The sequence below is a fragment of the Cellulosimicrobium sp. NPDC055967 genome, from assembly GCF_042269845.1.
Taxonomy (GTDB): Bacteria; Actinomycetota; Actinomycetes; order Actinomycetales; family Cellulomonadaceae; genus Cellulosimicrobium.
This window is the reverse complement of record NZ_JBHJYJ010000017.1, coordinates 17,205-43,258: the sequence shown is the minus strand read 5'-3', so window position 1 is coordinate 43,258 and position 26,054 is coordinate 17,205. Positions and strand designations below refer to the sequence as shown.

General features: G+C 74.6%; 20 protein-coding genes. 6 read left to right on the top strand and 14 right to left on the bottom strand.

Annotated elements, in window-relative coordinates:
• Positions 1-67: 67 nt before the first annotated feature.
• Entirely contained in the window at positions 68-649 is a 582-nt protein-coding gene (locus tag ACFC2L_RS17615; protein WP_375825637.1) for a M15 family metallopeptidase, read from the bottom strand.
• A gap of 197 nt (positions 650-846) precedes the next feature.
• On the opposite strand from ACFC2L_RS17615, the gene ACFC2L_RS17610 reads away from it, so the two are divergent.
• A complete protein-coding gene (locus tag ACFC2L_RS17610; RefSeq protein ID WP_375825636.1) occupies positions 847-2,070 on the top strand; it encodes a sensor histidine kinase in 1,224 nt (407 codons plus the stop codon).
• Entirely contained in the window at positions 2,067-2,828 is a 762-nt protein-coding gene (locus ACFC2L_RS17605) for a response regulator (RefSeq protein ID WP_375825635.1), read from the top strand. Before ACFC2L_RS17610 ends, ACFC2L_RS17605 begins: the two co-directional genes overlap by 4 nt.
• Here ACFC2L_RS17605 and ACFC2L_RS17600 read toward each other — a convergent pair.
• The 3 genes from ACFC2L_RS17600 to adhE form a co-directional block, all read right to left on the bottom strand.
• Positions 2,807-4,093, bottom strand: coding sequence for a hypothetical protein (locus ACFC2L_RS17600; RefSeq protein ID WP_375825634.1), 1,287 nt, complete (start codon positions 4,091-4,093; stop codon positions 2,807-2,809). The genes ACFC2L_RS17605 and ACFC2L_RS17600 overlap by 22 nt on opposite strands.
• Before the next feature lie 69 nt (positions 4,094-4,162).
• Positions 4,163-5,032: a hypothetical protein gene (locus ACFC2L_RS17595; protein ID WP_375825633.1), complete on the bottom strand. Its 870-nt coding sequence runs from the start codon at positions 5,030-5,032 to the stop codon at positions 4,163-4,165.
• A 209-nt stretch (positions 5,033-5,241) separates the two neighbouring features.
• Entirely contained in the window at positions 5,242-7,986 is a 2,745-nt protein-coding gene (gene adhE / locus ACFC2L_RS17590) for a bifunctional acetaldehyde-CoA/alcohol dehydrogenase (protein WP_375825632.1), read from the bottom strand.
• Between the two features lie 209 nt (positions 7,987-8,195).
• Between adhE and ACFC2L_RS17585 the strand changes: the two genes are divergently transcribed.
• Positions 8,196-10,424 carry a prolyl oligopeptidase family protein gene (locus tag ACFC2L_RS17585; protein ID WP_375825631.1) on the top strand — a complete coding sequence of 743 codons (2,229 nt, stop codon included), beginning with the start codon at positions 8,196-8,198 and terminating at the stop codon, positions 10,422-10,424.
• A gap of 26 nt (positions 10,425-10,450) precedes the next feature.
• Here ACFC2L_RS17585 and ACFC2L_RS17580 read toward each other — a convergent pair whose 3' ends face one another.
• Together ACFC2L_RS17580 and ACFC2L_RS17575 are read right to left on the bottom strand one after the other, a co-directional pair.
• On the bottom strand, positions 10,451-11,668 hold the full coding sequence (locus ACFC2L_RS17580) for an FAD-dependent monooxygenase (protein ID WP_375825630.1): 1,218 nt from the start codon (positions 11,666-11,668) through the stop codon (positions 10,451-10,453).
• A 46-nt stretch (positions 11,669-11,714) separates the two neighbouring features.
• Positions 11,715-12,674 (bottom strand): zinc-binding dehydrogenase, encoded by a 960-nt coding sequence (locus tag ACFC2L_RS17575; RefSeq protein ID WP_375825629.1) that lies wholly within the window; start codon positions 12,672-12,674, stop codon positions 11,715-11,717.
• A 66-nt stretch (positions 12,675-12,740) separates the two neighbouring features.
• On the opposite strand from ACFC2L_RS17575, the gene ACFC2L_RS17570 reads away from it, so the two are divergent.
• Complete coding sequence (locus tag ACFC2L_RS17570) at positions 12,741-13,379, top strand: TetR/AcrR family transcriptional regulator C-terminal domain-containing protein (protein WP_375825628.1); 639 nt, start codon at positions 12,741-12,743, stop codon at positions 13,377-13,379.
• 105 nt (positions 13,380-13,484) lie between these two features.
• Here the strand turns inward: ACFC2L_RS17570 and ACFC2L_RS17565 are convergent, their stop codons facing one another.
• The 3 genes from ACFC2L_RS17565 to ACFC2L_RS17555 all read right to left on the bottom strand — a co-directional run bounded on the left by ACFC2L_RS17565 (position 13,485) and on the right by ACFC2L_RS17555 (position 17,888).
• Positions 13,485-15,962 (bottom strand): glycoside hydrolase family 65 protein, encoded by a 2,478-nt coding sequence (locus tag ACFC2L_RS17565; protein ID WP_375825627.1) that lies wholly within the window; start codon positions 15,960-15,962, stop codon positions 13,485-13,487.
• Positions 15,959-16,738, bottom strand: a complete 780-nt coding sequence (locus ACFC2L_RS17560) for an HAD family hydrolase (protein WP_375825626.1) — start codon at positions 16,736-16,738, stop codon at positions 15,959-15,961. The genes ACFC2L_RS17565 and ACFC2L_RS17560 overlap by 4 nt, the downstream gene beginning before the upstream one ends.
• 100 nt (positions 16,739-16,838) lie before the next feature.
• Positions 16,839-17,888: a hypothetical protein gene (locus ACFC2L_RS17555; protein ID WP_375825625.1), complete on the bottom strand. Its 1,050-nt coding sequence runs from the start codon at positions 17,886-17,888 to the stop codon at positions 16,839-16,841.
• A 173-nt stretch (positions 17,889-18,061) separates the two neighbouring features.
• On the opposite strand from ACFC2L_RS17555, the gene ACFC2L_RS17550 reads away from it, so the two are divergent.
• Entirely contained in the window at positions 18,062-18,490 is a 429-nt protein-coding gene (locus ACFC2L_RS17550; protein WP_375825624.1) for an ester cyclase, read from the top strand.
• Here the strand turns inward: ACFC2L_RS17550 and mnmA are convergent.
• Positions 18,463-19,641 carry a tRNA 2-thiouridine(34) synthase MnmA gene (mnmA, locus tag ACFC2L_RS17545; protein ID WP_375825623.1) on the bottom strand — a complete coding sequence of 393 codons (1,179 nt, stop codon included), beginning with the start codon at positions 19,639-19,641 and terminating at the stop codon, positions 18,463-18,465. The two genes, ACFC2L_RS17550 and mnmA, sit on opposite strands and share 28 nt — an antisense overlap.
• Positions 19,638-20,921, bottom strand: coding sequence for a cysteine desulfurase family protein (locus ACFC2L_RS17540; RefSeq protein WP_375825622.1), 1,284 nt, complete (start codon positions 20,919-20,921; stop codon positions 19,638-19,640). Before ACFC2L_RS17540 ends, mnmA begins: the two co-directional genes overlap by 4 nt.
• Before the next feature lie 221 nt (positions 20,922-21,142).
• Between ACFC2L_RS17540 and ACFC2L_RS17535 the strand changes: the two genes are divergently transcribed.
• Positions 21,143-22,189, top strand: a complete 1,047-nt coding sequence (locus ACFC2L_RS17535) for an aminoglycoside phosphotransferase family protein (protein ID WP_375825621.1) — start codon at positions 21,143-21,145, stop codon at positions 22,187-22,189.
• A 72-nt stretch (positions 22,190-22,261) separates the two neighbouring features.
• On the opposite strand, the gene ACFC2L_RS17530 is transcribed toward ACFC2L_RS17535, so the two are convergent.
• From ACFC2L_RS17530 to ACFC2L_RS17520, 3 genes are all read right to left on the bottom strand, one after another.
• Entirely contained in the window at positions 22,262-24,394 is a 2,133-nt protein-coding gene (locus ACFC2L_RS17530) for a PhoX family phosphatase (RefSeq protein ID WP_375825620.1), read from the bottom strand.
• Positions 24,395-24,531: 137 nt separating this feature from the next.
• Complete coding sequence (locus ACFC2L_RS17525) at positions 24,532-25,005, bottom strand: GNAT family N-acetyltransferase (protein WP_375825619.1); 474 nt, start codon at positions 25,003-25,005, stop codon at positions 24,532-24,534.
• Between the two features lie 32 nt (positions 25,006-25,037).
• Positions 25,038-26,045 carry an electron transfer flavoprotein subunit alpha/FixB family protein gene (locus ACFC2L_RS17520; RefSeq protein WP_375825618.1) on the bottom strand — a complete coding sequence of 336 codons (1,008 nt, stop codon included), beginning with the start codon at positions 26,043-26,045 and terminating at the stop codon, positions 25,038-25,040.
• Between the last annotated feature and the right edge of the window lie 9 nt (positions 26,046-26,054).

Sequence of the window (26,054 nt, the reverse complement as noted above, 5' to 3'; positions counted from 1 at the left end):
CTCGGCCGGCCACCCTCGGGGGCGGCCCTCGACACCGACTCCGCACGACCTCGCCGCCGCACGGCGGTCACTCCCAGCCATGGGACGCGTCGTCGTGCATCGGCGGGCACGTCCCGCCGGGCTCGACGGCGGCCTCGAAGTGCCAGAGCTCGTTCGCGTACGTGCGGCACAGCCCGAACTCGGCCCCGTGCTGCTCGAGCCACAGCGCGCCGTCCGTCGGCCCGACGTCGATCGCGAGCCCCGCGACGTGCTCGGACGACTCGGGCGGGAGCACCCAGCGGTGCGCCTCCTCCGCCGACCCGTAGCGCTCGAGCGCGGCGTCGACGAGCTCCTGCTGCTCGGCCGCGGTGCGCCACCCGGACGTGAGGGTGAGCTCGACGCCGTCGGCGTCCGCTGCCGCCCGTGCCACGTCGAAGCGCCGCTCGAGCTCCGGGTCGAGACCCGTCGCGGTCTGCGGGCGCAGCGTGGGCGACGGGTCGGCGACGGCGCCGCCGTCGGGCGTCGACACGGTGAGGTACGTGATCGCGCCCACCGCGCCGAGCACCCCGACGACGAGGACGCCGGCCACGGCGCGAGCGGCGCGACGGGGACCGGGACGGCCCGGGACGTGGCGGGCGGGACGGGCGGGGCGGAGGGGTGTCGTGGTCATGCCTCGAGGCTCGCCCGCCGCGGCCCCCCGCCACATCGGCCCGACGGCGGCACCTCGACCCCCGCCGTCCGGCGCAGCCGCGCGTCCCGCGTCCGTCCCCGGCGCGACGCCGCTCCGCCCTGGGGCTGAGCCCCCGTCGACCGGCCTCGGTCCTTGGGCGGTCCCGTCCCGGGCGGGCGCCCGGCTACCGTGGACAGGTGCCCCAGCTCACCCGTCTGCCCGTGTGGGCGCAGGACCTCGCGACCGCGCTCGCCGCGGGCCTCGTGTGGTTCGCGGTCATCACCGTGATGGAGAGCGGCGACTACTGGTACCCCCGCACCCCCGAGTCGTACCGCGTGGCGGGGCTGTGGATCGTCCTGACCCTCGCCCTGCGCCGGGTCCTGCCGGGCCCGCTCTTCTGGGCGACGGCGATGCTCTACCCCCTCGCCCTGCCGTGGACCATGCAGACGCCGTTCGAGCTCCTCCCGCTCCTGGTCGCGGGATTCGCCGCGACCCGCTCGGGCGCCGTCCCGTGGGCCCTCGCCGGCCTCGCGGGCGGCCTCTCGGCGTTCGCGATGCAGCTCTGGTCCCGACCGCACCTGACGTTCCCCCCGACCCCGTTCTCGCCGCTGTGGATCGGGCTCGGCCGGTCGCCGTCGGACGTGCTCCTCGCCCTCGCGCTCGTCCTGGGCGCGGTCGCGGCCGGCTACTTCTTCCGCCGCCTCGCGGTGACGTCCGAGCGGCTGCGCGAGCGCAACGCCGAGCTCCAGGCCCTCCAGGCCGAGCTCGCCGAGCGCGCAGTGCTCGCCGAACGCACCCGCATCGCGCGCGAGCTGCACGACGTCGTCGCGCACCACATGTCCGCGATCGTCGTGCGGGCCCAGGCCGCGGACCGCGTCGCGGCGAACCAGCCCGAGGCTCCCGCCGAGGCCGTGCGCTGGATCAGCGACGAGGGCAAGCAGGCGCTCACCGCGATGCGGTCGGTCGTGCAGGTGCTGCGCCGCGGCACCGAGGCCGACGGCGGGACCGCGGCCCTCGCCCCGACGCCGGACGGCACCCGCGCTCCCGACGAGCTGCGCGCGGCCGCACGCCGCCTGTGCGACGCCGGCCGCGACGTCGACCTCTCGCTCCCCCGCCCGTGGCCGACGACGGGCGCCGAGTCGGGGCTGGCCGTCGTCCGCATCACCCAGGAGGCCCTGACCAACGTGCTGCTCCACTCGCTCGCCCCCGACGTCACCGTGACCGTGACCGACGACGCCGCCGACCTGCGCCTGCGCGTCCACGACCCGGGGCCGTCCCTCCCGAGCGCCGAGGGGCGTCAGGGCCACGGCCTGACCTCCATGCGCGAGCGCGCGCTCGCCGCCGGGGGCGAGCTGACCGCCGGGCCGGACGGGCGCGGCGGCTGGACCGTCGAGGCGCGCATCCCGCGGGAGACCGCGTGACCGGCCCCGTGCCGGGCGCGGACGGGAGCGGCGCCGCGCTCCCCCCGGTCCGCGTCGTCGTCGTCGACGACCAGTCCACGATCCGCCTCGGCCTGCGCATGATCCTCGAGAACGAGCCGGACGTGACCGTCGTGGGCGAGGCCGGGGACGGCGAGACCGCGGTGACGATGGCGCGCGCGCTGCGCCCCGACGTCGTGCTCATGGACGTGCGCATGCCGCGGCTCGACGGCATCGAGGCGACCGCGCGCATCGTCGCCGACCCCGACCTCGCCGAGGTCCGCACCCTCGTCCTCACGACCTTCGACGACGACGAGTACGTGTACGGCGCGCTGCGCGCCGGGGCGGCCGGGTTCCTGCTCAAGGACGCCGACCCACAGACCCTCGTCGACGCCGTGCACCGCGTCCGCGCGGGCGACTCGCTGCTCGACCCGGCCGTCACCGGACGCATCATCTCGACCTACGTCGAGCTCGCGCGGCACGCGCCGCTCGGGCCGGACGCCGCCGAGACCGACGCGCCCGGGACCGGGCTGGACGCGGCGACGCCCCGCGAGCGCGAGGTGCTGCTCGCCGTCGCGCGCGGGCTGTCGAACCGCGAGATCGGCGCCGAGCTGCACCTCACCGAGGCGACCGTCAAGAGCCACGTGCGCTCGCTGCTCACGAAGGTCGGCCTGACCAACCGCGTGCAGCTCGTGATCCTCGCCTACGAGGCAGGCATCGTCCGTCCGGGACGCGACGATCATCCGGCGTCGACGAGCTGAGCGACGTCGCTCACGCGCCAGGCCCGTACGCCGCCCGCTCCGGCAAGCGTCACGACGGCGTCCGACCCGTCCGGGTGGACGGTCCCCTGGCCTCCCGGTTCAGGCGTCGGGAGCACGAGATGCTGCCATTCCTCCGCGTCGGCGGACAGCCACAGGACCGACCGTTCCACGCCCGTCGCGACGACCGTGCCCACGGCGGCGTACCTCCCGTCGACGCGGACGACGCGACCGAACGTCTCGCCTCGACCCGTCGCGCTGACGAGCTCGAAGGTCGTGCCGTCCGTGGTCCCGCGCAGCTCGGTGCGCCCGTCGACCTGCACCTGGAGCAAGGGGCGAGCGTCGCCGTCTCCCTGGACGCACCCGTCGACCTCGAACGACTCCTCCGCGTCGATCACCGCGCGCTCCCAGCCGGTGCCCGCGCCGACCCAGGACGCGTCGACCTCCCGGTCGCCGTCGACGACCGTGCCCAGCACCCAGGGACGACCGTCGGCGAGGAGACACACGTGCCGCGCGGAGGACCGACCGTCACCCCCTTCGAGCCCCTCGTCGAGGGTCCAGACGAGGCCGTCCTCGGACCGCCAGGCCGCGGCGTGCCGCACGCTCGCGCCCTCGGGACTGTCCGCCCGCACCCCGACGGCGACCCAGCCCCCGTCGACCGCGCGGACGTCGTGGATCTCCGCGTGCCCGGAGGACGGCCAGCCGGAGCCCTCCGCCCACTCACCGCCCACGGGACGGAACCACGACCGCACCGTGACGCCGTTCTCGCCCTCCTCCCAACCGAACGTGATCGTCACCTCCCTCCCGTCGGAGGCCGCAGCCCGGACCAGTGCGAGGTCCTCCCCGGTCCAGGGGGCGTCCGCCGACCTCTCGGCGAGGCCGCGACCACCTGCGGTGTACACCGCTGACGAGACCCGCCTCCGCCAGCCGTCCCCCGCGGTCGAGACCTCCGCGCGCCGCACGACGACAGCCCCGTCGCCCGCGTCGACCTCCGTCGGCCGGAACCAGCGCCGAGGCGTCGCGAGGGTCGCGAGCCGACGCCACCGCCCGTCGCGGAGCTCGGTCACGTACGCGCCGCCGTCCCCGGCGAGGACGGCCCGCACCGCACGCTCGTCCGGGTCCCAGGCGGACGGACCGCCGAACCCGATCCCTCCGTTGTCGTCGGACATGCCCTGGGAGAGGATGTCTCCCGACTCGTCCTCGACCACCAGGCTGCTCGCGCTGAGCTCGTCGCCCCAGTAGACGGCCGCGAGATCGTCGCCGCCCACGGCGGGCGCCGACAGCCCGGTCGACTGGTCGTCCGTGCCGGCGTCGTCGCGGCGGAAGTCCAGGTACTCTCAGGCGTCGCCGCCGCCCGGTTCCCAGAACCACGCGGCCGCGTCGGTCACGGGACCGCCGAGCCCGGCCTCCCGGACCGAGCCCGTCAGGACGAACCCTGTCGCGGTCGCCGCCGCACCCGCGACGCGCGGCGCGTCACCGGGCAGCTCGGACGTCGTCCAGGTGGTCCCCGAGTCCGCGGATCGATAGGTGACGACGACGTCGTCCTCCACCTCGTCGTCCCAGGACACCGCGACGACCCACAACGCCTCGCGTCCGGCCACCCCCTGGATCGTCGGCCGCCCCTCGCCCTCCGGCAGCACCAGCGGCACCGGGTCGCCCGACGGCGGCACGAGCACGCCGCGCACGACCCTCGCGTCGGGATCGACGCCGAGAGCGACGACCGAGCCGGCCGTCTCGGCGACGTGCGTCACCGGGACGCCCTCGATCTCCGGAGGAAGCCGGACCGGCACCCAGGCCGCACGGTCCGCCGAGGTCAGCAGGAAGCCTTTCGTCCGTCCGTCCTCCCACGTGCTCCCCGCGAGGACGGTGCGGGCCGGACCGCCCGCGGCCGCCAGGTCGCGCACCACGCCCGGAAGGTCGAGGACCGCCGGCTCCCCCGCGACCGCGCCGCTCTCACCGAGGGTCCAGACCACGGCCTCCGGCAGACCGTCCGGCTCCGTCCGCACACCGCTCACGATCCACGGCAGCCCGGGCGCGGCGGGCACGATCCCGACGTGGTCGACTACGGCCTCCTGCGGGGCGAGCTCGGGTGGCACGTCGATCTCGGTGAACACCACCGGCGCGCGCCGCTCCGGCTCCGCGTCCGGGGTGCACGCCGCGAGCGTCACCACGAGCGCTCCCGCCAGCACCGTGGCGAAGGCCCTCACCACGCGTCGTCCAGGTCCGTGCACCATGAGGCCCCCTGCCGTCGTCACGACCCGCGTCGTCGCGAGCCGCGGGACCGACGTCCCGCGAGCGGAGAACCTACCGAGGTCCTGACGCCCCTCGAGGGTTTTCCACAGGCACGCACGACGGAGCCCGACGGCGGGAGGGGACTCGCGCCGTCGGGCTCCGGGTTTCGTGGGGCCGGGAAGGGTCAGCCGGCCACCACGGTCTCGGCAGGCGGGGTCGCCGTCTGCCCGTCCTCGGCGCTCGCGGCCTCGTGGGCCGCGAGACGCTCCGCGCGCACGACCTCGCGGCTGCTGCCGCGGTAGGCCGCGACGAGGATGTCGCGCATGTCCTCCAGGACCGGCATCCGCGGGTTCGCGGGGGCGCACTGGTCCTCGAACGACCGCAGCGCGAGGTCGTCGAGGCGGCTCAGGAACGCCGTCTCGTCGACGCCCTGCGCCGCGAACGTCGGCTCGATGCCGACCTTGGCGCGCAGCTCCTCGACCGCCCTCGCGTACGACTCGACGCCCTCCTCCGGGGTGGAGGCCGGCAGCCCGAGGTGCTTCGCGATCTCCTGGAACCGCTCCGGGGCCACGTAGCGCTCGTACTTGGGCCAGCTCGTGAGCTTCGTGGGCACCTGGCCGTTGTAGCGGATCACGTGCGGCAGGAGCACCGCGTTGGTGCGCCCGTGCACGAGGTGGAAGGTCGAGCCCACGGTGTGCGCCATGGCGTGCACGATGCCGAGCATCGCCGAGCCGAACGCCATGCCCGCGATGGTCGCCGCGTTGTGCATCTTCTCGCGGGCCTTCGGGGCCGCCGCGCCCTGCGTGACCGAGTCCTCGATGTGCTCGAAGACCATCTTGATCGCCTGCAGGCACAGCCCGTCGGTGAAGTCGTTCGCGTAGACGGAGACGAACGCCTCGGTCGCGTGCGTGAGGGCGTCGAAGCCCGAGTCGGCCGCGAGCTTCGCGGGCATGGTGTCCGTGAGCACGGGGTCGACGATGGCGACGGTCGGGGTGAGCGCGTAGTCCGCGAGCGGGTACTTGAAGCCCGTCTCCGGGTCGGTGATGACCGCGAACGGCGTCACCTCCGCGCCGGTGCCCGACGACGTCGGGATGCACACGAGCTTCGCCCTGCCCCCGAGCTCCGGGAACTTGTAGGCGCGCTTGCGCACGTCGAAGAACTTCTCCCGCATGTCGGAGAACTCGATCTCCGGGTGCTCGTACCGCAGCCACATGACCTTGGCGGCGTCCATCGGCGACCCGCCACCGATCGCGATGATCGTGTCGGGCTCGAAGTCGCGCATCGACTCGGCACCGCGGTTCACGGTGCCGACGCTCGGCTCGGGCTCGACCGCGTCGATGATCTGGATCGCGACCTTCTCCTCGCGGCGGGCGAGGACGTCGAGCACGCGGTCGACGACGCCGATGCGGCTCATGACCTTGTCGGTGACGATCGTGACGCGGTGCACGTCGCGCATCTGCGCGAGGTACTGGATCGAGTTCGGCTCGAAGTACGTCTTGGCAGGCACCTTGAACCACTGCATGTTGTTGTTGCGCCGCCCGATCCGCTTGACGTTGATGAGGTTGACCGCCGACACGTTGTTCGACACCGAGTTCGCGCCGTAGCTGCCGCACCCGAGCGTGAGCGACGGGAGCAGCGCGTTGTAGATGTCGCCGATGCCGCCGAGCGACGTCGGGCTGTTCCACAGCACGCGCACGGCCTTGACCCGCGCGCCGTAGCGCTCGACGAGCTCCTGGTCCGCCGTGTGGATCGCCGCCGAGTGGCCGAGGCCGTCGAGCTCGACCATGCGCTCCGCGAGGCGGACGCCGTGCTCGGTGTCGCGCGCACGCAGCACCGCGAGGACCGGGGTGAGCTTCTCGCGGCTCAGCGGCTCCTGCGGGCCCACGTCGTCGATCTCCGCGAGGATGATCGACGTGTCGTCGGGGACCTCGAACCCGGCCTCGCGCGCGATCCACACCGGCGACTTGCCCACGACCTTCGGGTTCAGCTTCGCGCCGGCGCAGTTCGTGCCGCTCGCCTCGACGCCGAAGATGAGGCGCTCGAGCATCGCCTTCTCGGCGGGCGTCGCGCGGTAGGCGTGCAGGCGGGCCAGCTCGCGCATCGCGTCGTCGTAGATCACGTCGTCGAGGATGAGCGCCTGCTCCGACGCGCAGACCATGCCGTTGTCGAACGCCTTCGACATGACCACGTCGTTGATCGCGCGGCCGAGGTCGGCGCTCTTCTCGACGTAGGCGGGGACGTTGCCCGCGCCGACGCCGAGCGCCGGCTTGCCGGCCGAGTAGGCCGCGCGGACCATGCCGTTGCCGCCCGTCGCGAGGATGAGCGCGACGCCCGGGTGGTGCATGAGCGTGTTGGTCGCCTCGATCGAGGGGTGCTCGACCCACTGGATGCAGTCGTCGGGCGCGCCGGCGGCCACCGCGGCGTCGCGCACGATCCGGGCCGCCTCGACCGACGAGCGCTGCGCGCTCGGGTGGAAGGCGAACACGACGGGGTTGCGCGTCTTGAGCGCGATGAGCGACTTGAAGATCGTGGTCGACGTCGGGTTGGTCACCGGCGTCACGGCGCACACCACGCCGACCGGCTCGGCGATCTCGACGACGCCCGTCAGCTCGTCGCGGCCGATGATGCCGACCGTCTTGAGGTTCGCCATCGAGTTGGGCACGTGCTCGCACGCGAAGATGTTCTTCGTCGCCTTGTCCTCGAACACGCCGCGCCCGGTCTCGGCGACGGCCAGCTGCGCGAGGTGACCGTGCTGGTGCAGGCCCGCGACCGACGCCTTGAGGACGATCCGGTCGACGTCCTCCTGCGTGAGGCTCATGTACTGGTCGAGCGCCTTGCGGGCGCGCTCGACGAGGACGTCGATCTCGTGCGTGGTGCGCGTGTCCTCGGTGCGGGTCTCGACCTTCGTGCCGGCGCTCTTCGCGCTCATGCGTCCCCTCCGGTGCCCGGTCGGGCCGGGCGTCGGGCCGCGGGTGCTGCCGGGGCCGGATTGCCCCGGCTCCTTCAGCGGTCTCTCTACTTGTGAATGTTTTCACAAGCCGCGCAGCCGAGCAAGGTCCAGAACGTGTTCGAGGCCCAAGGTCCCGGCCCGCTCGTGACCTCCGCACCACCGCGCCCGCCGCCGTAGGGTGGGGGACCATGACCGCCGAGCAGACGACGAGCCCTGCGCCCGCGCCCCAGAACACCGCCGAGACCGTGCTCCCCGCCGACGGCGCGCCCCACGACCCGTACCTCTGGCTCGAGGACGTCGAGGGGGACGAGGCCCTGACGTGGGTCCGCGCACGCAACGCCGAGGTCGCCGACACGCTCGAGGTCGCCGAGGAGTTCACCGCGACCGAGCGCGCGATCCGCGAGGTGCTCGACTCCGACGCCAAGATCCCCGAGGTCTCCAAGATCGGCGACCGCTACTACAACTTCTGGCGCGACGCGCAGCACGAGCGCGGCCTCTGGCGCCGCACGACGCTCGAGTCCTACCGCTCGGACGACCCGGAGTGGGAGACCGTGCTCGACCTCGACGCGCTCGCCGCGGCGGAGGGCGAGTCGTGGGTCTGGCACGGCGCGAGCGTCCTGCGCCCGACGCCGGGGCAGCTCGCCGCGGGCGAGCCCTGGCGCCACGCGCTCGTCGAGCTCTCCCCCGGCGGCTCCGACGCCGACGTCACGCGCGAGTTCGACCTCGTCGAGAAGCGGTTCGTCGCCCCCGGCGACGGCGGGTTCTTCCGCGCCGAGGCCAAGGGCTCGCTCGGCTGGGTCGACGCCGACACCGTCTACGTGTTCACCGACTTCGGCGAGGGCACGCTCACGCCGTCCGGGTACCCGCGCGTGGTCAAGCGCTGGACGCGCGGCACCCCGCTCGAGGACGCGGTGACCGTCTACGAGGGCACCGACGAGGACATGTACATCTCCGCCTGGCGGTCGCACACGCCCGGGTTCGAGCGCGACTTCGTGCACCGCTCCAAGGCGTTCTACGCCGACGAGCTCTACCTCGCCGAGCGCACCGGCACGCCCGAGCAGCGCCTGACGAAGATCGACGTGCCCGACTCCGCCGAGGTCGGCGTGCGGCGCGAGTGGATGCTCGTCGAGCTGCGCGACGACTGGACGGTCGGCGGCGCGACGTACCGCGCGGGCTCGCTGCTCGTCGCCCGGTTCGACGACTTCCTCGCGGGCGACCGCGGCTTCACCGTGCTGTTCGAGCCCACGGCGACGACGTCGCTCGCCGGCGCGACGTGGACGCGCCACCACCTGGTGGTCAACGTGCTCGACGACGTGAAGAACCGCCTGCACGTGCTCACGCCGCCGGACGCCGCCGCTCCCGAGGGTGCCGGGACCGCCGTCGGGCAGGAGACCGCCGACGCGCCGTGGGTGCGCTCCGAGATCCCCGGCCTGCCGGAGCTCGGCACGGTCGCCGTCGGGGCCGTCGACCCCGTCGACACCGACGACCTGTGGCTCGTCACGACCGACTACCTCACGCCCACGACGCTCTCGCTCCTGTCGCTCGGCGAGCGGCCGGGCGACGCGGGTGCACCGGAGGTCGTCAAGTCCAACCCCGCGTTCTTCGACGCCGACGGCATGACCGTCGCCCAGCACTTCGCCACGTCCGACGACGGCACGCGCGTGCCGTACTTCGTCGTCGGACGCGCGGACCTCGTCGCGGGCGCGGGCGACGGCGGCACGGGAACCGCGCCGACGCTGCTGTACGGGTACGGCGGCTTCGAGATCTCGCTCACGCCCGCGTACTCCGGCGCGCTCGGCCGCGCCTGGCTCGCGCGGGGCGGCGTCTACGTCGTCGCGAACATCCGCGGCGGCGGCGAGTACGGGCCCGCCTGGCACCAGGCCGCGCTCAAGGCGAACCGCCACCGCGCCTACGAGGACTTCGCCGCCGCCGCGCGCGACCTCGTGGCCCGCGGGATCACGACGCACGAGCACCTCGGCATGGAGGGCCGCTCCAACGGCGGCCTGCTCGCCGGCAACATGCTCACGCAGTACCCCGAGCTGTTCGGCGCCGTGATCGTCGGCGTCCCGCTGCTCGACATGCGCCGCTACACGAAGCTCCTCGCCGGGGCGTCGTGGGCCGCGGAGTACGGCGACCCGGACGACCCCGAGCAGTGGGCGTTCATCCGCACGTTCTCGCCGTACCACCTGTTCGACGCCGAGCGCGAGTACCCGCCCGTGCTCTTCACGACGTCGACCAAGGACGACCGCGTCCACCCGGGCCACGCGCGCAAGCTCGCCGCGAAGATGCTCGGTGAGGGCAAGGACGTCACGTACTACGAGAACATCGAGGGCGGCCACGGCGGCGCCGCGAACAACGCCCAGGCCGCCCACATGGCCGCCGTGCACTACCGCTTCCTCGCAGAGCGCCTCGGCTGAGGCTCGCGCCCCGGCCGAGGACCGGCTCAGGAGGAGCGCGCGGGCCGGGGTCCGAGGCCCCGCCCGCGCGCCGCACCACCGAGCCGCACGAGGCACGAGCGGACGGCCTCGACCGGCCGGCTGGACGGGACGAACATCTGCTGCTTGAGCCGGGCGACGCGCTGGTGGCGCTCGACGGACGGGCGCAGCCCCGCCTCCCAGGCCGCGAGTGCGACCGGGAGGTCCTCGGGCTCGTCCCGCAGCGCCTGGCCCAGGGCCGCGCCGCCACGCAGGGCGGCGGTGGCCCCCATGCCCGAGTACAGGTTCAGGCACCACGCGGCGTCCCCGACGAGCACGACCCTGCTGCTGCTCCACCGGGGCATCCTGACCTGGTGCACGGAGTCGAACAGGTGCTCGGGCGCCTGGGCCAGCCCGTCCAGGACGTGGCTCACGACGAGGTCGTCCATCCCGGCGAAGACCGCGCGCAGCCGCTCGACCGGATCTCCGGCGAACTGCCCTGCGACGTCCGCAGTGCGGTATGTCAGCAGCGCGGTGGGGGCTCGGTCGGCGAACCCGAACACCCAGGCCGCACGGCCGACACGCGCACTGACGATGCTGTCCTGCGCACCGAAGGAGGGCACCTGCTCGGCCAGCTGGAACGCGCAGACCATGGCGCCCCACGTGGTCATCCAGCGCTCGTGCGGACCGAACACCAGGCGCCGCACCCCGGAGCGCAGGCCGTCGGCCCCGACGACGAGGTCGAACCTCTCGCGGTACTCCCGGCCGGCGTCGGCGTCCTCCAACCGCACCTGGACCCCACCCGGGTCGTCGACGATCTCGAGCGGCCTCGTGGCCAGCCGCACCTCCACCCGCCGGTCGCCCGTGCCGTCCGTGACCCCACGCCAGAGCGCGGCCTCGATGTCACCGCGGACGACCGCTGCGGGCCGGCCGGGCTGGTCGAGGAAGCCCATCCCGGGCCCCCGGTTCCCGCGCCGGTCCAGCTCCCACGCCTCGGCACCGTCCACGGGGTTGCGCACGTGCAGGTCGGCGGCGACGCCCAGGTCGACGGCCGCCTGCCGACCGTCGGGCATCAGACCGACGAAGTAGCCTCCCCGCCGACGTTCGGGGGAACGCTCGACGATCACCGGGTCCCATCCGGCGTCCCGGAGGCCGATGGCCGCCGAGAGGCCGGCGATCCCGAGCCCGACGACGAGTGCGCGCCTGCGAGCGCGCCGCTGCTGGGCGGCGCTCTCCTGAGTCTGCATGGTGCTCCTCCGAGTCCTCGTTCCGCGCTCGTGGGGCGGGCGGCGGTCAGTCCGGGACGACGACGGCACGCGTGCGCCCCTGGTGCGCCCAGGCCTCGCCGACCCTGCTGAACGGGTACGGGGTGTACGGCGCGGAGAACGTCCCGTCCGCGAGCAGGGCCAGGACCGCGGGCGCCTCGGCGAGCAGCTCCGCCCTGGACACCGAGCCGATGCCGCTCCCCGTGACCCGGAGACGGCGGCTGCGCAGCAACGCGGCCGGCAGGGAGGCCTGCGGCCCCGCGAGCGAGCCGATCTGCACGTAGGCGGTCTCGGTGTCGTCGTCGCCCACGCCGCCCCGGCCCAGCGCGGCGAAGGCGGCCTCGGCCACCGGGCCCCACAGGAAGTCGAGCACGAGCGTCGGGGGCGCGTCCTCGGTCGCCTCGGCCAGGGCGTCCACGAGGGCGTCCGGCCCGTCGTGGGCGAGCGAGACGGGCACGGCACCCAGTGCGCGCAGCCGCTCCAGCGACTCGGGGTCACGGCCGGCGGCGACGACCCGGTCGGCGCCGAGCGCGAGCGCGCCCTGCACCGCGAGGGTGCCAGACATGCCCGTCGCACCGAGCACGAGCACGGAGCCCAGGGAACCCGCTTCCTTGCGGTGGCCGGCCAGGACCACCCACCCGGACATTCCGGGATTCATGCCGGCCGCGACGGCGAGAGGGTCGGCGCCGGCGGGAAGGTCCAGCTCGAACGGGGTGACCATCCGCTCGGCCATCGTGCCCCACGGCGCGCGCGGGAAGCCGGTGTAGACCAGGCGCCCGTCCGCGGCTCGCGCCACGGCGTCCACCCCGAGCACCGACGGGTAGGCCTGGGTGCTGCTGTAGTGGTGTCCGGACGCCCGAGCCCGGACCACGTGGTGCAGACCTGCCCCGACCAGGTGCAGCGGCTCCTGCCCGGGCCTGGCCTCCGGCTCGGGGAACTCGGCGCAGACCGGCTCCTGCCCCGGGACGTTGACGACGGCAGCACGCATGACATCTCCTTAACTAAGTTCAACTAGTGCGCACCACACTGCCTGAACGTTGTTAAGGTGTCAACCATGGCAAAGGGCGTCACCAGGGAACGGATCGTGGCCACGGCGCTCGAGCTGCTCGACGAGAAGGGCAGGGAGGGCCTCACCGTCCGTGCGCTCGCCGCCCGGCTCGACGTCCGCCCGCCCGCCCTGTACTGGCACGTGCGCAACAAGCAGGAGCTGCTCGACGAGATGGCCACCGCCGTGCTGCGTCGCGTCAGCACGGCGGCGTCCCAGGCTCCGGTCGCCGACCGCTGGACCGACGACCTGAGGACCTACGCCCGGATCCTGCGCACGGAGTTCCTGCAGCACCGCGAGGGCGCGCGCATCTTCAGCGGCACACGCCTGACGGACCCCGAGGTGGTCCGCATGAAGGAGCCGTGGTTCGCGCGCTGGACGGCGCAGGGCCTGACCCTCGTCGAGGCCGACGACGCCGTCGACCTCGTGGTGGCGTTCGTCGTCGGCTTCGTCATCGAGGAGCAGGAACGGAGCCAGTCCGGCGAGGACGACCCCACCCGCTACGGGACGGCCGAACGCGACACGTGGCTCGGCCCGGCCGCGCCGTTGGTCAAGGAAGCCGGCCGCCTGCGCGACGACGGCGACCAGCGGTTCGACCGGCACCTGAGCATCGTCCTGGACGGGCTCGCCGCCCGCCTCGGCGGCTGATGCCTCGCCACGCACCCGCCCCGACACCCCAGGCGACCCCACCGGTGTCGAGCAAGACCAGGGCCTCCGTCGGCGGGTCGGGGGCCGCCGACGGAGAGCGCGGGGTCAGGAGTGCGGGACGGTGGCGGTGATGAGGGTGCCGTCGTCGCGGCGGTTGCCGGAGAGCGCGCGCAGGCTCGGACGGCCGGGCTTCACGGGGCCCTGACCGTCGAGCGCGACGCGCGTGACCTCGCCCGGCACGACCTTGACGCGCTCGCCGCGCACGGTGACCTGCGCGCCGTCGCCGGTCTCGGCGTCGAGCTCGATCGCGTCGGGGAGCACGGTGACGCGCAGGCGCGAGCCGTGCCACTGGACGCGGAACGTCAGGGACTCCCACTCCTGCGGCAGCCGCGGGTCGAAGGTCAGGTCGCCGTCGGAGTCGCGCATGCCGCCGAACCCGCACGCGAGCGCGGACCACGTGCCGCCGGCGGAGGCGACGTGCACGCCGTCGGCCGCGTTGGCGTGGAGGTTCGCGAGGTCGACGAACAGCGACGACACGAAGTACTCGAGCGCGAGCTCGTGGTAGCCCACCTCGGCCGCGACGATCGACTGCACGACGCCGGACAGCGTCGAGTCGCCGGTGGTCAACGGGTCGTAGTACTCGAAGTCGGCGAGCTTCTCCTCCGCCGTGAAGTGCTGGCCCTGGAGGAACAGGGCGAGCACGACGTCGGCCTGCTTGAGCACCTGGTAGCGGTAGATGACGAGCGGGTGGTAGTGCAGCAGGAGGGGCCGCTTGTTCGCGGGTGTGTGCGCGAGGTCCCAGATCTCGCGCTCGAGGAAGTGCGAGTCCTGCGGGTGGATCCCGATGCTCTCGGCGTACGGGATCGACATGTGGTCGGCCGCGCGGACCCACTCCGCGGCCTCGTAGGCGCCGAGCCCGAGCCGGTCCACGAGGAGCGCGTAGTCCTCGGGGTGCTCGGCCTTCATGCGCTCGACGACGAACGCCGCCGCGCGCAGGTTGAACCGCGCCATGACGTTGGTGAAGAGGTTGTCGTTGACGACGGTCGTGTACTCGTCCGGGCCGGTGACGCCGTGGATGTGGAAGTTGTCGTCGCCGTTGGCGCGCCAGAAGCCCAGGTCCTCCCACATGCGGGCGGTCTCGACGAGGATGTCGACGCCCTCGCGGCGCAGGAAGTCCACGTCGCCCGTGGCGCGCACGTACTGCACGAGCGCGTAGCTGACGTCGGCGTCGATGTGGTACTGCGCGGTGCCGGCGGCGTAGTAGGCGGACGCCTCCTCGCCGTTGATGGTGCGCCAGGGGAAGAGCGCGCCCTTCTGCGACAGCTCGCCCGCGCGACGGCGCGCGGCGTCGAGCATCTGGTAGCGGAACCGCAGCGCGTTGCGCGCGTACCGGGGGCTCGTGTACGTGAGGAACGGCAGGACGTAGATCTCCGTGTCCCAGAAGTAGTGCCCGCTGTACCCGGAGCCGGTGAGGCCCTTGGCGGGGACGCCGTTGCCCTCGGCGCGCGCCGTGGCCTGGGCGAGCTGGAAGAGGTTCCAGCGCACCGCCTGCTGGATGCCGGGCTGGCCCGGGACCTCGACGTCGGAACGGGCCCAGAAGTCGTCGAGCCACTCGCGCTGGAGCGCGACCTGGCCCTCGACGCCGGTCTCCCGCGCGCGGTCGAGCGTGCGGCGGCAGCGGTCGACGAGCTCGCGCGACGGCACGCCGCGCGACGTGTGGTACGCGACGAGCTTGGTGAGCCGGATGGGCCGGCCGGGCTCGGCGTGGATGCGGAACACGTGCTTGGCGAGGTCCTCGTCGACCTGGGTGCGCACGTCCCACGCGTTCTCGGTCTCGAGCAGGTCGTCCGCCGCGACGGCGAGCGTCATGCCCGAGTTCGTGGCGCGGTAGGAGAGCACGAGCCGCTCGTCGTCGCCCCACTGGGACTGCGGCTGCAGGACGCGCCCGGAGAACTGGTCGGTCTTGCGCGGGTCGAACCCCTCGCCGAGCGACGCGGAGCGCACGTGGTACTCGTCCTGCCCGTCCTGGCGGTTGAGGACCTGCGACGAGATCGCGACGGGCGCCGCGGCGTCGAGCAGCGTCACCTCGAACGTCATGACCGCCAGGTGCCGCTCGACGAACGACACCATGCGCTCGGAGCGAACCTGCACGCGCTTGCCCGACGGCGTGCGCCACAGCAGCTCGCGGCGCAGGACGCCGTCGCGCAGGTCGAGCGACCGCTCGTAGTCGACGAGGTCCGCGACGGGGAGCAGGAGCGGCTCGTCGTCGACGTACAGCCGGATGACCTTCGCGTCGGGGACGTTGACGATGGTCTGCCCGACGCGCGCGAACCCGTACGCCTCCTCGGCGTGCCGGATCGACCAGGTCTCGTGGAAGCCGTTGACGAACGTGCCGTGCGAGTGGGACTCCCGCCCCTCCTCGACGTTGCCGCGCATGCCGAGGTAGCCGTTCGCGACGGCGAAGAGGGTCTCGGTCACGCCGAGGTCCTCGGCCGAGAACTGCGACTCGACGAGCCGCCACGGCTCGGCGGGGAAGCGCAGGCGGTCGACGGTGCTCTGCTCGTCGGCGGTCTTGCGGATCACGCGCCCGCCTCCTCGCCGGCCGGCGCGGAGTCGGCCGGTGCGGTCGCGGCGGCGCGCGGGCGGTCGAGGACCGTCGCGTCCAGCTCGCCCAGGTCGGCGACGACGACGTCGGCCCCGTGCGCGCGCAGCGCGTCGGCGCCCACGCCGCGGTCGACGCCGAGCACGAGCCCGAAGTCCCCGGCGGCGCCGGCCTGGACGCCCGAGAGCGCGTCCTCCACGACGATCGCCTCCGCGGCCGGGACGCCGAGCAGCTCGGCCGCGCGCAGGTAGGTGTCCGGGGCCGGCTTGCCGGCGATGTGCTCGCGCGCGGCGACGTTGCCGTCGACGACGACGCCGAACCGGTCCGTGAGCCCCGCCGCGGCGAGGACCGCGGGCGTGTTGCGCGACGACGACACGACGGCCACGGCGGCGCCCGCCCCGGTCACGGCGTCGAGGAAGCGCACCGAGCCCGGGTAGGGCGCGATGCCCTCCTCGGCGAACATGCGGTTCACGATCTCGTCCTTGCGGTTGCCGAGCGCCGTCACGGTGCCCTCGCCGGGGGCGTCGGACGCGTCGCCGCGCGGCAGCTCGACGCCGCGCGACGCGAGGAACGTCGCGACGCCGTCGTACCGGGGCTTGCCGTCGATCGACGCGAAGTAGTCCGCGGCGGTGTAGGGGGCGAGCCCGTGCGCCGCGCAGTAGGGCGCGAACAGGCGTTCCCAGGCGCGCATGTGGATCTCGGCGGTCGGCGTGAGGACGCCGTCGAGGTCGAACAGCACGGCTCGCAGCACGGGCATGGAGGTCCTTCGCGGTGAGGGGACGAGGGGGGCGACGCCGGTCAAGCGTACGCATGCGGGAGCGCGCTCGGGAAGCGTCGAGCGCGTGTCCTGGCGACGTTCAGGCGTGGGCGCGCTCGGCGAGGACGTCGGCGACACGGCCCAGGTTCGCGAGCAGCGCGCGGTGCTCGTCGGGGGTGCCCGCGACGCCGCGGCCGGGCCCTCCCCCGGCACCTCGGGAGGCGCCCAGGAGCGTGACGTCGTCGAGCGCGGGCAGCGGGAGCCCGATCCGGCGCCACGGCACGCTCACCAGGTCGGCGAGCTCGCCCAGCGCAGGGCCGGCGCACTGCGACACCTTCGCGGGCGGGAGCGCGGCCCACAGGCCCACGCCCCGCTCGACCGCGCGTGCGACGGTCTCCCACAGCTTCTCGTCCCACGCGCCGAGCGCGATGCCGACGGCATCGGCGCCCGCGAGCACGACGGGCGCCACGCCCACCCAGGCGGGTCCCACGTGGACGACCGTCGACGCCGACGCCGCGCGCGCGGCGTCGAGCACGGGCCGCAACCCTTCCACGAGGTCCGGGCCCGGGACCGCGCGCAGGCGCGAGTAGCCCGAGAACGACGGGAGCACGCCCGCCCCGACCTGGGCGAGCAGCGGCTCGTCGACCTGCACGACGACGTCCGCCCCGGGGACCTGCCGGCGCACCTGCGCGACGTGGTCGCCCACGGCCGCCGCGAGCGCCTCGACGACCTCGCGCACGGCGCCCCGGTCGGACAGCACGCGGTCGCCCCGCGCGAGGTAGACGTCCGCGGCGAGCGTCCACGGCCCGGTGACGGTCACGGCGAGCGGACCGGTGTACCCCGCGCCCGCGATCGCGAGCGCCTCGAGGTCCTCGCGCAGGTACGCCTCGGACCGGCGCAGGTCCGACCCGCCGTGGTCCGCGAGCTTCCAGCCGTGCGGCCCCAGCTCGACGGGCAGACCCGGCAGCAGCGCCGCGGTGCGCCCGGTCGCGTCCGCGCCGGGGCCGCGTCCCGGGAGCTGGACGAGGAACGGGACCCCGCGCACGCCCGTCGGGACCTCGGCGAGGTCGCCGAGCACCGTGAGCTGCGCCTCCAGCACGTCCACGCCCTCGCCGCCGGGCCACGGGCCGAGCCCGCTCACCGCGGTCATGCCGCACCCGCGCGCGAGCGCCCGCCCCGGGCGCCGCCCGGCCTCTCGTCACGAACCACGTGCCGACCACCTCTCTTCAGGAGCACACTGGGAAACCGAGCCGTGCCGCGACCCCGCCGGGGTCCGGGGGCCGCGCGGCCGCCGAGCACGAGGGTGTGCGGAAGGACTCCGACATGGGCACGCACGAGAACAAGGCCACGGCGGTCGCCGTGCACACGCGGGCGATCCCCGGCAACCACGGCGACGCGCTCGCGACGCTGCTCGGGCCCGGGTTCCGCAACCACGACACGTCGCCCGGCTGCGAGGGCGGCACCGACGCCCTCCTCGCGATGATGCACTGGTACGACGAGGCGTTCGAGGACCAGCGCGTCGAGGTCCTGCACGCGGTCGCGGAGGGCGACCTCGTCGCGCTGCACGTCGAGCTGAGCGCGCGGCACACCGGGTTCTTCCGCGGCCTCGCCCCGACGGGACGGCGCTTCCAGGTGCGCGAGATGCACGTGCTGCGCTTCGCCGAGGGCCAGGAGGTCGAGCACTGGTGCGTGCGCGACGAGTCGGCGCTCGTGCGTGCGCTCGCTCACCCCGCGCCCGTCGGCGTCGGCTGACCGGCCGACCGGTCCGCCGACCGTGCCGTCGAGCGGTAGGCGCGGTCCACCGTGGCCTGGCCGAGCACGCGCGCGCCGTCGTAGACGACGAGCGACTGCCCGGCCGCGACGCCCCGGAGCGGCGTGCCCGTGAGCTCGACCTCCATCGCGTCGCCGGCGGCCCGGACCCGCGCCGCGACGGGGGCGCCGTGCGCGCGGACCTGCACCTCGACGTCGGCCTGCTCCCCCGGCGCCGGGCGCGCGTCGTCGAACCAGACCGCCGCGCCGGCCTCGATGCGGTCGACGCTCAGCAGCTCGGCCGGCCCCACGACCACGCGGTTGCTCGCGGGCTGCACGTCGAGCACGTACCGCGGGCGGCCGTCGGGTGCCGGGCGGTCGATGCCGAGGCCCTTGCGCTGACCGACGGTGTACGCGTAGGCGCCGTCGTGCTCGCCGAGCACCGTGCCCTCGGCGTCGACGATCTCGCCCGGGCGCGCGCCCAGGCGGTCGCGGAGGAAGCCCTGCGTGTCGCCGTCGGCGACGAAGCAGATGTCGTACGAGTCGGGCTTCGCGGACACCGACAGCCCGCGCCGCGCGGCCTCGGCGCGCACCTCGTCCTTCGACGCGAAGTCCCCGAGCGGGAACATCGCACGCGCGAGACGCTCGGGCCCCATGACCGCGAGGACGTACGACTGGTCCTTCGCCGTGTTCGGGGAGCGGTGGAGCTCGCGCACCGTGCGCGCTCCGCCCGGGGCGGTCTCGTCGGCCTCCTCGCGCGTCACGACGCGCGCGTAGTGGCCCGTCGCGACGGCGTCGAAGCCGAGCGCGGTCGCCTTGTCGAGCAGCGCCTCGAACTTGATGTGCTCGTTGCACCGGACGCACGGGTTGGGGGTGCGGCCCGCCTCGTACTCCGCGAGGAAGTCGGCGACGACGGTGTCCTCGAACCGCTCCGAGAGGTCCCACACGTAGTACGGGATGCCGAGCACGTCGGCCGCGCGCCGCGCGTCCCCCGCGTCCTCGATCGAGCAGCACCCGCGCGACCCGGTGCGGAACTGGTCGCGGTTGCGGGACAGCGCCATGTGGACGCCCACGACCTCGTGCCCCGCCTCGACCGCGAGCGCTGCGGCGACGGCCGAGTCGACGCCGCCCGACATGGCGGCGAGGACCCTCACGCGGCACCGCCCGCGCGGGTCGGGACCGCGGTGCGGGTCGGAGCAGCGGCGCGCGTCGGGCCGGACGCGAGCCCGGCGGCCCGCGCACGCTCGACCGCGGGGGGCAGGGCGTCGAGGAGGCGCGCGACGTCGTCGGGCGTGGACGTGACGCCGAGCGAGAACCGCAGCGCGCCGCGCGCGTCCTGCTCCGGCACGCCCATCGCGAGGAGCACGTGCGACGGCTGCGGCACGCCGGCCTGGCACGCCGAGCCGGTCGACGCCTGCACGCCCGCGGAGTCGAGCAGGTAGAGGAGCGAGTCGCCCTCGGCCCCGGGGAACGTGAAGTGCGCGTTGCCCGGCAGGCGGGCGGCGTCGCGACCGCCGGACCCCGGCTCGGGCCCGCTGAGGACGGCGTCCGGCACGCGCTCGCGCACGCCCGCGACGAGCTCGTCGCGCAGGGCCGCGAGGTGGGCGGCGCGCTCCTCGCGGTGCGCGACGGCCTCGGCGACGGCGACGCCGAACGCGCGGATCGCGGGCGCGTCGAGCGTGCCGGAGCGCACGCCGCGCTCCTGGCCCCCGCCGTGCAGGACCGGCGTGAGGGGCGCGTCGCGCCGTGCGACGAGCGCGCCGACGCCGACGGGGCCGCCGAGCTTGTGCCCGGACACGGTCGTCGCGTCGAGGCCGCTCGCGGCGAAGTCGACGGGGACCTGGCCGACCGCCTGGACCGCGTCGGAGTGCACGGGGATGCCGTGCGGGCGCGCGAGCTGCACGACCTCCTGCACGGGCTGCAGCGTCCCGACCTCGTTGTTGGCCCACATGACGGAGATCAGCGCGATCTCGTCCGCGTGCTCCGCGACCTCGGCGCGCAGCGCGGCCAGGTCCACGCGGCCCTCGCCGTCGACGGGCAGCAGGACGATCTCGGCGCCGGCGTGCTCGGCCATCCAGAACGCGGGGTCGAGCACCGCGTGGTGCTCGACCGCGGAGACGACGATCCGCCGACGGCGCGGGTCGGTCGTGCGCCGGCCCCAGAACAGGCCCTTGATCGCGAGGTTGTCGGCCTCGGTGCCTCCCGCGGTGAACACGACCTCGCTCGGGCGCGCGCCGAGGGCCGCGGCGATCGACTCGCGCGCCTCCTCGACCGTGCGGCGCGCGGCGCGCCCCGCGGCGTGCAGCGACGACGGGTTGCCGGTGCGCGACAGCTCGTCGACGAAGGCCTCGCGCGCCGCCGCGGACAGCGGCGTCGTGGCGGCGTGGTCGAGGTAGGCCGCCGGCGCGGGGACGGGGCCGGGAGGGTGGGTCACGATCACCCAGTCTACGGAGCACCGCGGCGCGCACCGGTCCGAGGAGTGGGCGGCGCTGGACATCACGGCGAGAAGCGCTAGGTTGTCAGAGGTCTGCGCCCGGCCGCCGCCGGGCGCTCGTCCCGGTCGCAGGACCGCCGTCGCGCGCCACACATCGCCGCGGGACGGGAACGTGCCGAGGACGAGACCGTCCAGCCACCGACAGGGGAAGTGGCATCTCGATGCCCGACGACGCCGCACCACCCGCCGTCGAGGTCGCCGGAGACGTCCCGGTCGCCTCGGGCGGTGGCCGCCTGCTCTGGGGAGACCTCCCGCTCACGCTGCGCGACGAGCTGGAGGCCGTCGCCGGCGGCAGGGTCGTGCAGGAGCGCTCGGTCACGGCCGGGTTCAGCCCCGGGCTCGCGTCCGTGCTCACGTTCGACGACGGCACCCGCCTCTTCGTCAAGGCGGCCCGGACCGCGGACGAGCCGGTGGCGGCCGACCTCCACCGCGCCGAGGCGAAGGTCGCGACCCGGCTGCCGCGCGAGGTCCCGGCCCCGCGCTTCGCGTGGGGTCACGGCGACGGCGACTGGATCGCGCTCGCCTTCGACGTCGTGGACGGGCACGTGCCCGCCACGCCCTGGGACCCCGACGAGCTCGACCGGGTCCTGACCACCCTCGTCCGCGTCGCGGCCGTCCCGGGGGCCCGTGCCATGCGCCTGCCGCCGACCGGGCCCGACTTCGCCGACATGGCGACCGGATGGCGCGCGCTGCGCGACGACCCCGACCCGCGCCTGGCCGCCGTCGCGCCGTGGGCCGCCGCGCACCTCGACGCGCTCGCGGAGGCCGAGCGCGGGGCGCTCGTGGCGTGCGAGGGCGAGTCGTTCGTGCACGGCGACCTGCGCGCCGACAACATCCTCCTCACGCCGGAGAAGGTCTACGTCGTCGACTGGCCGCACGCGTCGCGCGGCGCGGCCTGGCTCGACCTGGCGATGTTCCTGCCGAGCGTCGTCATGCAGGGTGTCGTGGACGTCTGCGAGCCGGTCACGGTGAGCGCGGACCCGGGGCGCCGTGCGCGCGGCGGCGCGTGGGCCGCGTCGACCTTCGCCGCGCACCCCCTCGGGCGCGACGTGCACCCGGCCGACCTCCGGTCGGTCGTCGCCGGGATCGCGGGGTACTTCCTGCACTCCTCGCGCAAGCCCGCCGTCCCGACGATCCCCCGCCTGCGCGCGTTCCAGCGCGCCCAGGGCGTCGCAGCCGTCGCCTGGCTGGAGCACCTCGGGCTCTGAGCGGGTCTCTGAGCGGACGACGAAGGGGCCCGGCGCCGTCGCGACGCCGGGCCCCTCGGTCGCGGGGACGCGTCAGTCGCGCCACACCTGGACGACGGACGGCCGCGGGCCGGCGAAGGCGCCCGTCGGGACCGGGGTGCCCGGCGTCAGGTAGTCGGGGAAGTACGACGCCTGCGCGTCGAACGACCCGTCCTCGCCCGGGTGCTGGACCGCCACGTAGACCATGCGGTCCGCCGAGTCGACGAGCGGCCCGCACGTCTCGGCGCCCCGCGGCACGGAGAGGAACTGCTCGACGCGACCGCGCTCGCGGCCGTCGAGCGTGACCTTGAACAGGCCGTCGCACTTCTGGATCGTGCTGGGCTGCCCGTCGGTGGAGATCCACAGGTTGCCCTCGGCGTCGAACGCGAGGTTGTCCGGGCAGGAGATCGGGGAGACCTTCTCCTTCGGGTAGCCCGAGAAGTAGGTGGAGGTGTTCGTCGCGGGGTCGCCCGCGACGAGCAGCAGGTTCCAGCGGAACGTCAGTGACGCGGCGTCGTCGCCGTCCTCGACGATCTCCACGACGTGCCCGTCGCGGTTGGTGTTGCGCGGGTTCGGCTCGGTCGCGGCCTCGACCGCCGCGGGCCCGCGCGAGGTGTTGTTGGTGCACGCGACGTAGACGCGGCCCGTGACCGGGTTGGGCTCGACGTCCTCCGGGCGGTCCATCTTCGTGGCCCCGACCTGGTCGGCCGCGACGCGCGTGTAGACGAGCACCTCCTCGATGCTCATGCCGGGGACCTGGCTCCGCCCGTCCAGGACGAGCGGGACCCACTCGCCCCGGCCGTCGAACGCGCCGTCGGACGGAACGGCGCCCGTGCCGTCGATCTCGGCCGCCGGCGAGTCGCCCGTGAAGCGCGCGACGTACAGCGAGCCCTCGGTGAGCAGCGTCTTGTTGTGGCGTCGCGCGGCCTCGCTGTTCCCCGGGCGCATCGTGCGCGACGAGACGAACTTGTACACGTAGTCGAAGCGCTCGTCGTCGCCCATGTACGCGACCGCGTTGCCGCGCCGCGAGAGGATCACGTTGGCGCCTTCGTGCTTGAAGCGGCCGAGCGCGGTGTGCTTCACCGGCGGCTCGTCCGGCGCGTACGGGTCGATCTCGACGATCCAGCCGAAGCGGTGGGGCTCGTTCTCGTAGCCGGGGTTGCGGGCGTCGAAGCGCGGGTCGTCGAGCTCCCAGCCGTACCCGGTCGCGGCGTCGCGCAGGCCGTAGCGCGCGTCGTGGCCCGTGCCCGACGTGCGGAAGTAGCCGTTGTAGTTCTCCTCGCCCGACAGCACGGTGCCCCACGGGGTCGTGCCGCCCGCGCAGTTGTTGAGCGTGCCCAGCACGCGCGTCCCCGACGGGTCCGCGACGGTCCTGACGAGGTCCGTGCCCGCGACCGGGCCGGTCAGGCGGAACTCGGTCGAGAGGTGCACGCGACGGTTGTACCGGCTGTCCGCGACGTAGTCCCACGGGGTCCCGGTGCGGCGGCGGCGCACCTCGACGACGGACATGCCGTGCGCGGCGCGCTCGATGGCGCGGCGCGTCGGGGCGTCGTACGAGGCGTCGAACATGATCGCCGGGTTGGTGTACTCGTGGTTCGCGACCAGCAGGCCGCGCGTGCCCCGGCCGGGGCCCTTGCCCCTGCCCTGGGCGCCCGCGAGGGCGTGCTGGCGCTCGAACGGCAGGATGTCGAGGTAGTCGTTGTTGTAGCCGAACTGCTGGGCCTGGGCCTCGGGCGTCTGGCGTCCGACGTCGAACGGCCGGGCGCCGCGCAGGATCGGGTCACCCCAGCGGATCACGGGCCGCCACCGGTAGCCGTCGGGGACGACGAACGCGTCGCGCGCCGCGGGCTGGGGCGAGATCGCGCCGAAGGCCAGGCCCTTCTGCGGGCGGCCTCCGCCGTGGCCCCCGTGCGTCGTCACGCCCTGCGCGGCGGCCGACGGCGCACCGACCGTCTGGGCACCGAGGACGACGGCGGCGGCGCCGACCGCGAGCCCGCCGAGCAGCGCACGGCGCGACATCACGCCGGCGACGACGTCCCGGAACGTCTCGTTGGCGCTCTCGTTGGGGACCGGGTGCGAGCACGCGTCCGCGCACTTCAGCCGGCAGGTGACGGGGCTGCGCTTGCCGCGCGCGTGCGGCGCGACGGAGAGCAGGGGGCGATGCTCGGGGGCAGGCGTGATCGTCATCGGTCGTCTCCACGGGTCGGGGGGCCTCCCCGTCACCGGGGAGTCGGCCCGACGCTAGGAACGATGGGTGGCCGGCCGGCCACCGCCCGGAGGACGCCGGGTGAACTCTCGGAGCCCGCTGTGCGACCTCGCCCGGGTCACGACTCCAGGCGAAGGATCCGCTCGACCACCTCGGCACCGACGCCGGGCGCGAACGAGACCTCCCTGCCCACCTCCACGAACCCCGCCCGGGTGAGCACCGTCGACGAGGCTGCGTTGTGAGCCGCGACGCGTGCGAACAGCGGACGCTCCCGCTCGACCAGGAGGTAGACCGAGAGGGCGGCCGACGCGATCCCCCGCCCCCAGAGCGACGGGTCGACCCAGTAGGTGACCTCTCGCTCCCCGTCCACGGTGAAGCTGCCGATCGTCCCGACGAACGCGCCGTCCCGCTCGACCGCACGCACGCTGCACGTCGGATCGGCACGGATACGGTCGTAGTGGCGGTCGAAGGCGTCGCGGTCGGACGGGTCCGCGCGCGTGAAGGCCGCGAGCGCGACGGCCTCGGGATCCCGCTCCCACGCGAAGACCTGGTCGAGGTCGCCGTCCTCCAGCCCGCGCAGCGTGATCTCCATGCGAGCAGTGTGCCGACCCGCCCAGCGGACCGCTAGCCCTGGGAGGCGCGGTGCTCGCGCAGCACCTCGGCCGCCTGGGGCAGCACGTCCGCGAGGTCGCCGACGACCGCGAAGTCCGAGATCTCGAACAGCGGGCACTCCGGGTCGTTGTTCACCGCGACGATCACCTGCGACGCCTGCATGCCGCCGCGGTGGTGCGGGGCGCCGGAGATGCCCGCGCCGATGTACAGGCGCGGGGCGACGGTGACGCCCGTCTGCCCGACGAATTGGTCGTGCCAGCCCTCGTAGACGGCGTCGCGTGTCGCGCCCACGGCCGCGCCCAGCGCGTCGGCGAGCTCGGTGACGGGACCGAAGTCGCCGTTGGTGCCACGACCCCCGGCGACGACGATCGCCGCCTCGCCGAGCGCCGGGCGGCCCGCGCCGGCCGACTCGTCGACCGTGCGGGACACGACGCGCGCCGCGGTCGCGGCGGGCGAGAGCTCGAGGCGCAGCGCGCCGACCTCGGTCGCGACGGCGACCTCCGCGGGCTGCGGGACGACGGAGTTCGCCCGCAGCGTGAGCACGGCGGGGTCGGTGACGATCTCGCTGCGCACGTCCCAGGATCCCGCGAAGACGCGCTTGTCCGCGACGAGGTGCGTGCCGCCGTCGGACAGCGCGGACGCGTCGACGACGAGTCCCGCCTCGGTGAGGAACGCGAGGCGCGCGGCGGCCTCCTTGTTCGGGAAGGACGAGGTGAGCAGGACGGCGTCCGCGTCGGACGCGCGCGTCGCGGCGGCGAGGACCTCCGCCACGACGGGCGTCAGGTGCAGCGCGTCGCCGGTCACGACCTCCCCGCCCGACGACGGCTCCGCCTGGCGCACGAGCGCGACGCCGTATGCGCCGAGCTGAGCGAGCACGTCGACGCTCGGCGCCTCGAGGGCGACGGCCTCGACGCGCCCCAGCGAGCGGCCGACGGTGATGAGCTCCAGCACGGGCGAGCGCAGCTCGGTGCCGGCGGAGTCGAGGAGGACGAGGACGGTACGGGTCCCGGGGGTGCTCATGTGCGGACG

Excerpts from the sequence above, each read along its gene's own strand:
- ACFC2L_RS17615 (WP_375825637.1), bottom strand. The coding sequence starts at position 649 with ATGACCACGACACCCCTCCGCCCCGCCCGTCCCGCCCGCCACGTCCCG.
- adhE (WP_375825632.1), bottom strand. The coding sequence starts at position 7,986 with ATGAGCGCGAAGAGCGCCGGCACGAAGGTCGAGACCCGCACCGAGGAC.
- ACFC2L_RS17585 (WP_375825631.1), top strand. The coding sequence starts at position 8,196 with ATGACCGCCGAGCAGACGACGAGCCCTGCGCCCGCGCCCCAGAACACC.
- ACFC2L_RS17580 (WP_375825630.1), bottom strand. The coding sequence starts at position 11,668 with ATGCAGACTCAGGAGAGCGCCGCCCAGCAGCGGCGCGCTCGCAGGCGC.
- ACFC2L_RS17575 (WP_375825629.1), bottom strand. The coding sequence starts at position 12,674 with ATGCGTGCTGCCGTCGTCAACGTCCCGGGGCAGGAGCCGGTCTGCGCC.
- ACFC2L_RS17570 (WP_375825628.1), top strand. The coding sequence starts at position 12,741 with ATGGCAAAGGGCGTCACCAGGGAACGGATCGTGGCCACGGCGCTCGAG.
- ACFC2L_RS17560 (WP_375825626.1), bottom strand. The coding sequence starts at position 16,738 with ATGCCCGTGCTGCGAGCCGTGCTGTTCGACCTCGACGGCGTCCTCACG.
- ACFC2L_RS17555 (WP_375825625.1), bottom strand. The coding sequence starts at position 17,888 with ATGACCGCGGTGAGCGGGCTCGGCCCGTGGCCCGGCGGCGAGGGCGTG.
- ACFC2L_RS17550 (WP_375825624.1), top strand. The coding sequence starts at position 18,062 with ATGGGCACGCACGAGAACAAGGCCACGGCGGTCGCCGTGCACACGCGG.
- ACFC2L_RS17535 (WP_375825621.1), top strand. The coding sequence starts at position 21,143 with ATGCCCGACGACGCCGCACCACCCGCCGTCGAGGTCGCCGGAGACGTC.
- ACFC2L_RS17530 (WP_375825620.1), bottom strand. The coding sequence starts at position 24,394 with ATGACGATCACGCCTGCCCCCGAGCATCGCCCCCTGCTCTCCGTCGCG.
- ACFC2L_RS17525 (WP_375825619.1), bottom strand. The coding sequence starts at position 25,005 with ATGGAGATCACGCTGCGCGGGCTGGAGGACGGCGACCTCGACCAGGTC.
- ACFC2L_RS17520 (WP_375825618.1), bottom strand. The coding sequence starts at position 26,045 with ATGAGCACCCCCGGGACCCGTACCGTCCTCGTCCTCCTCGACTCCGCC.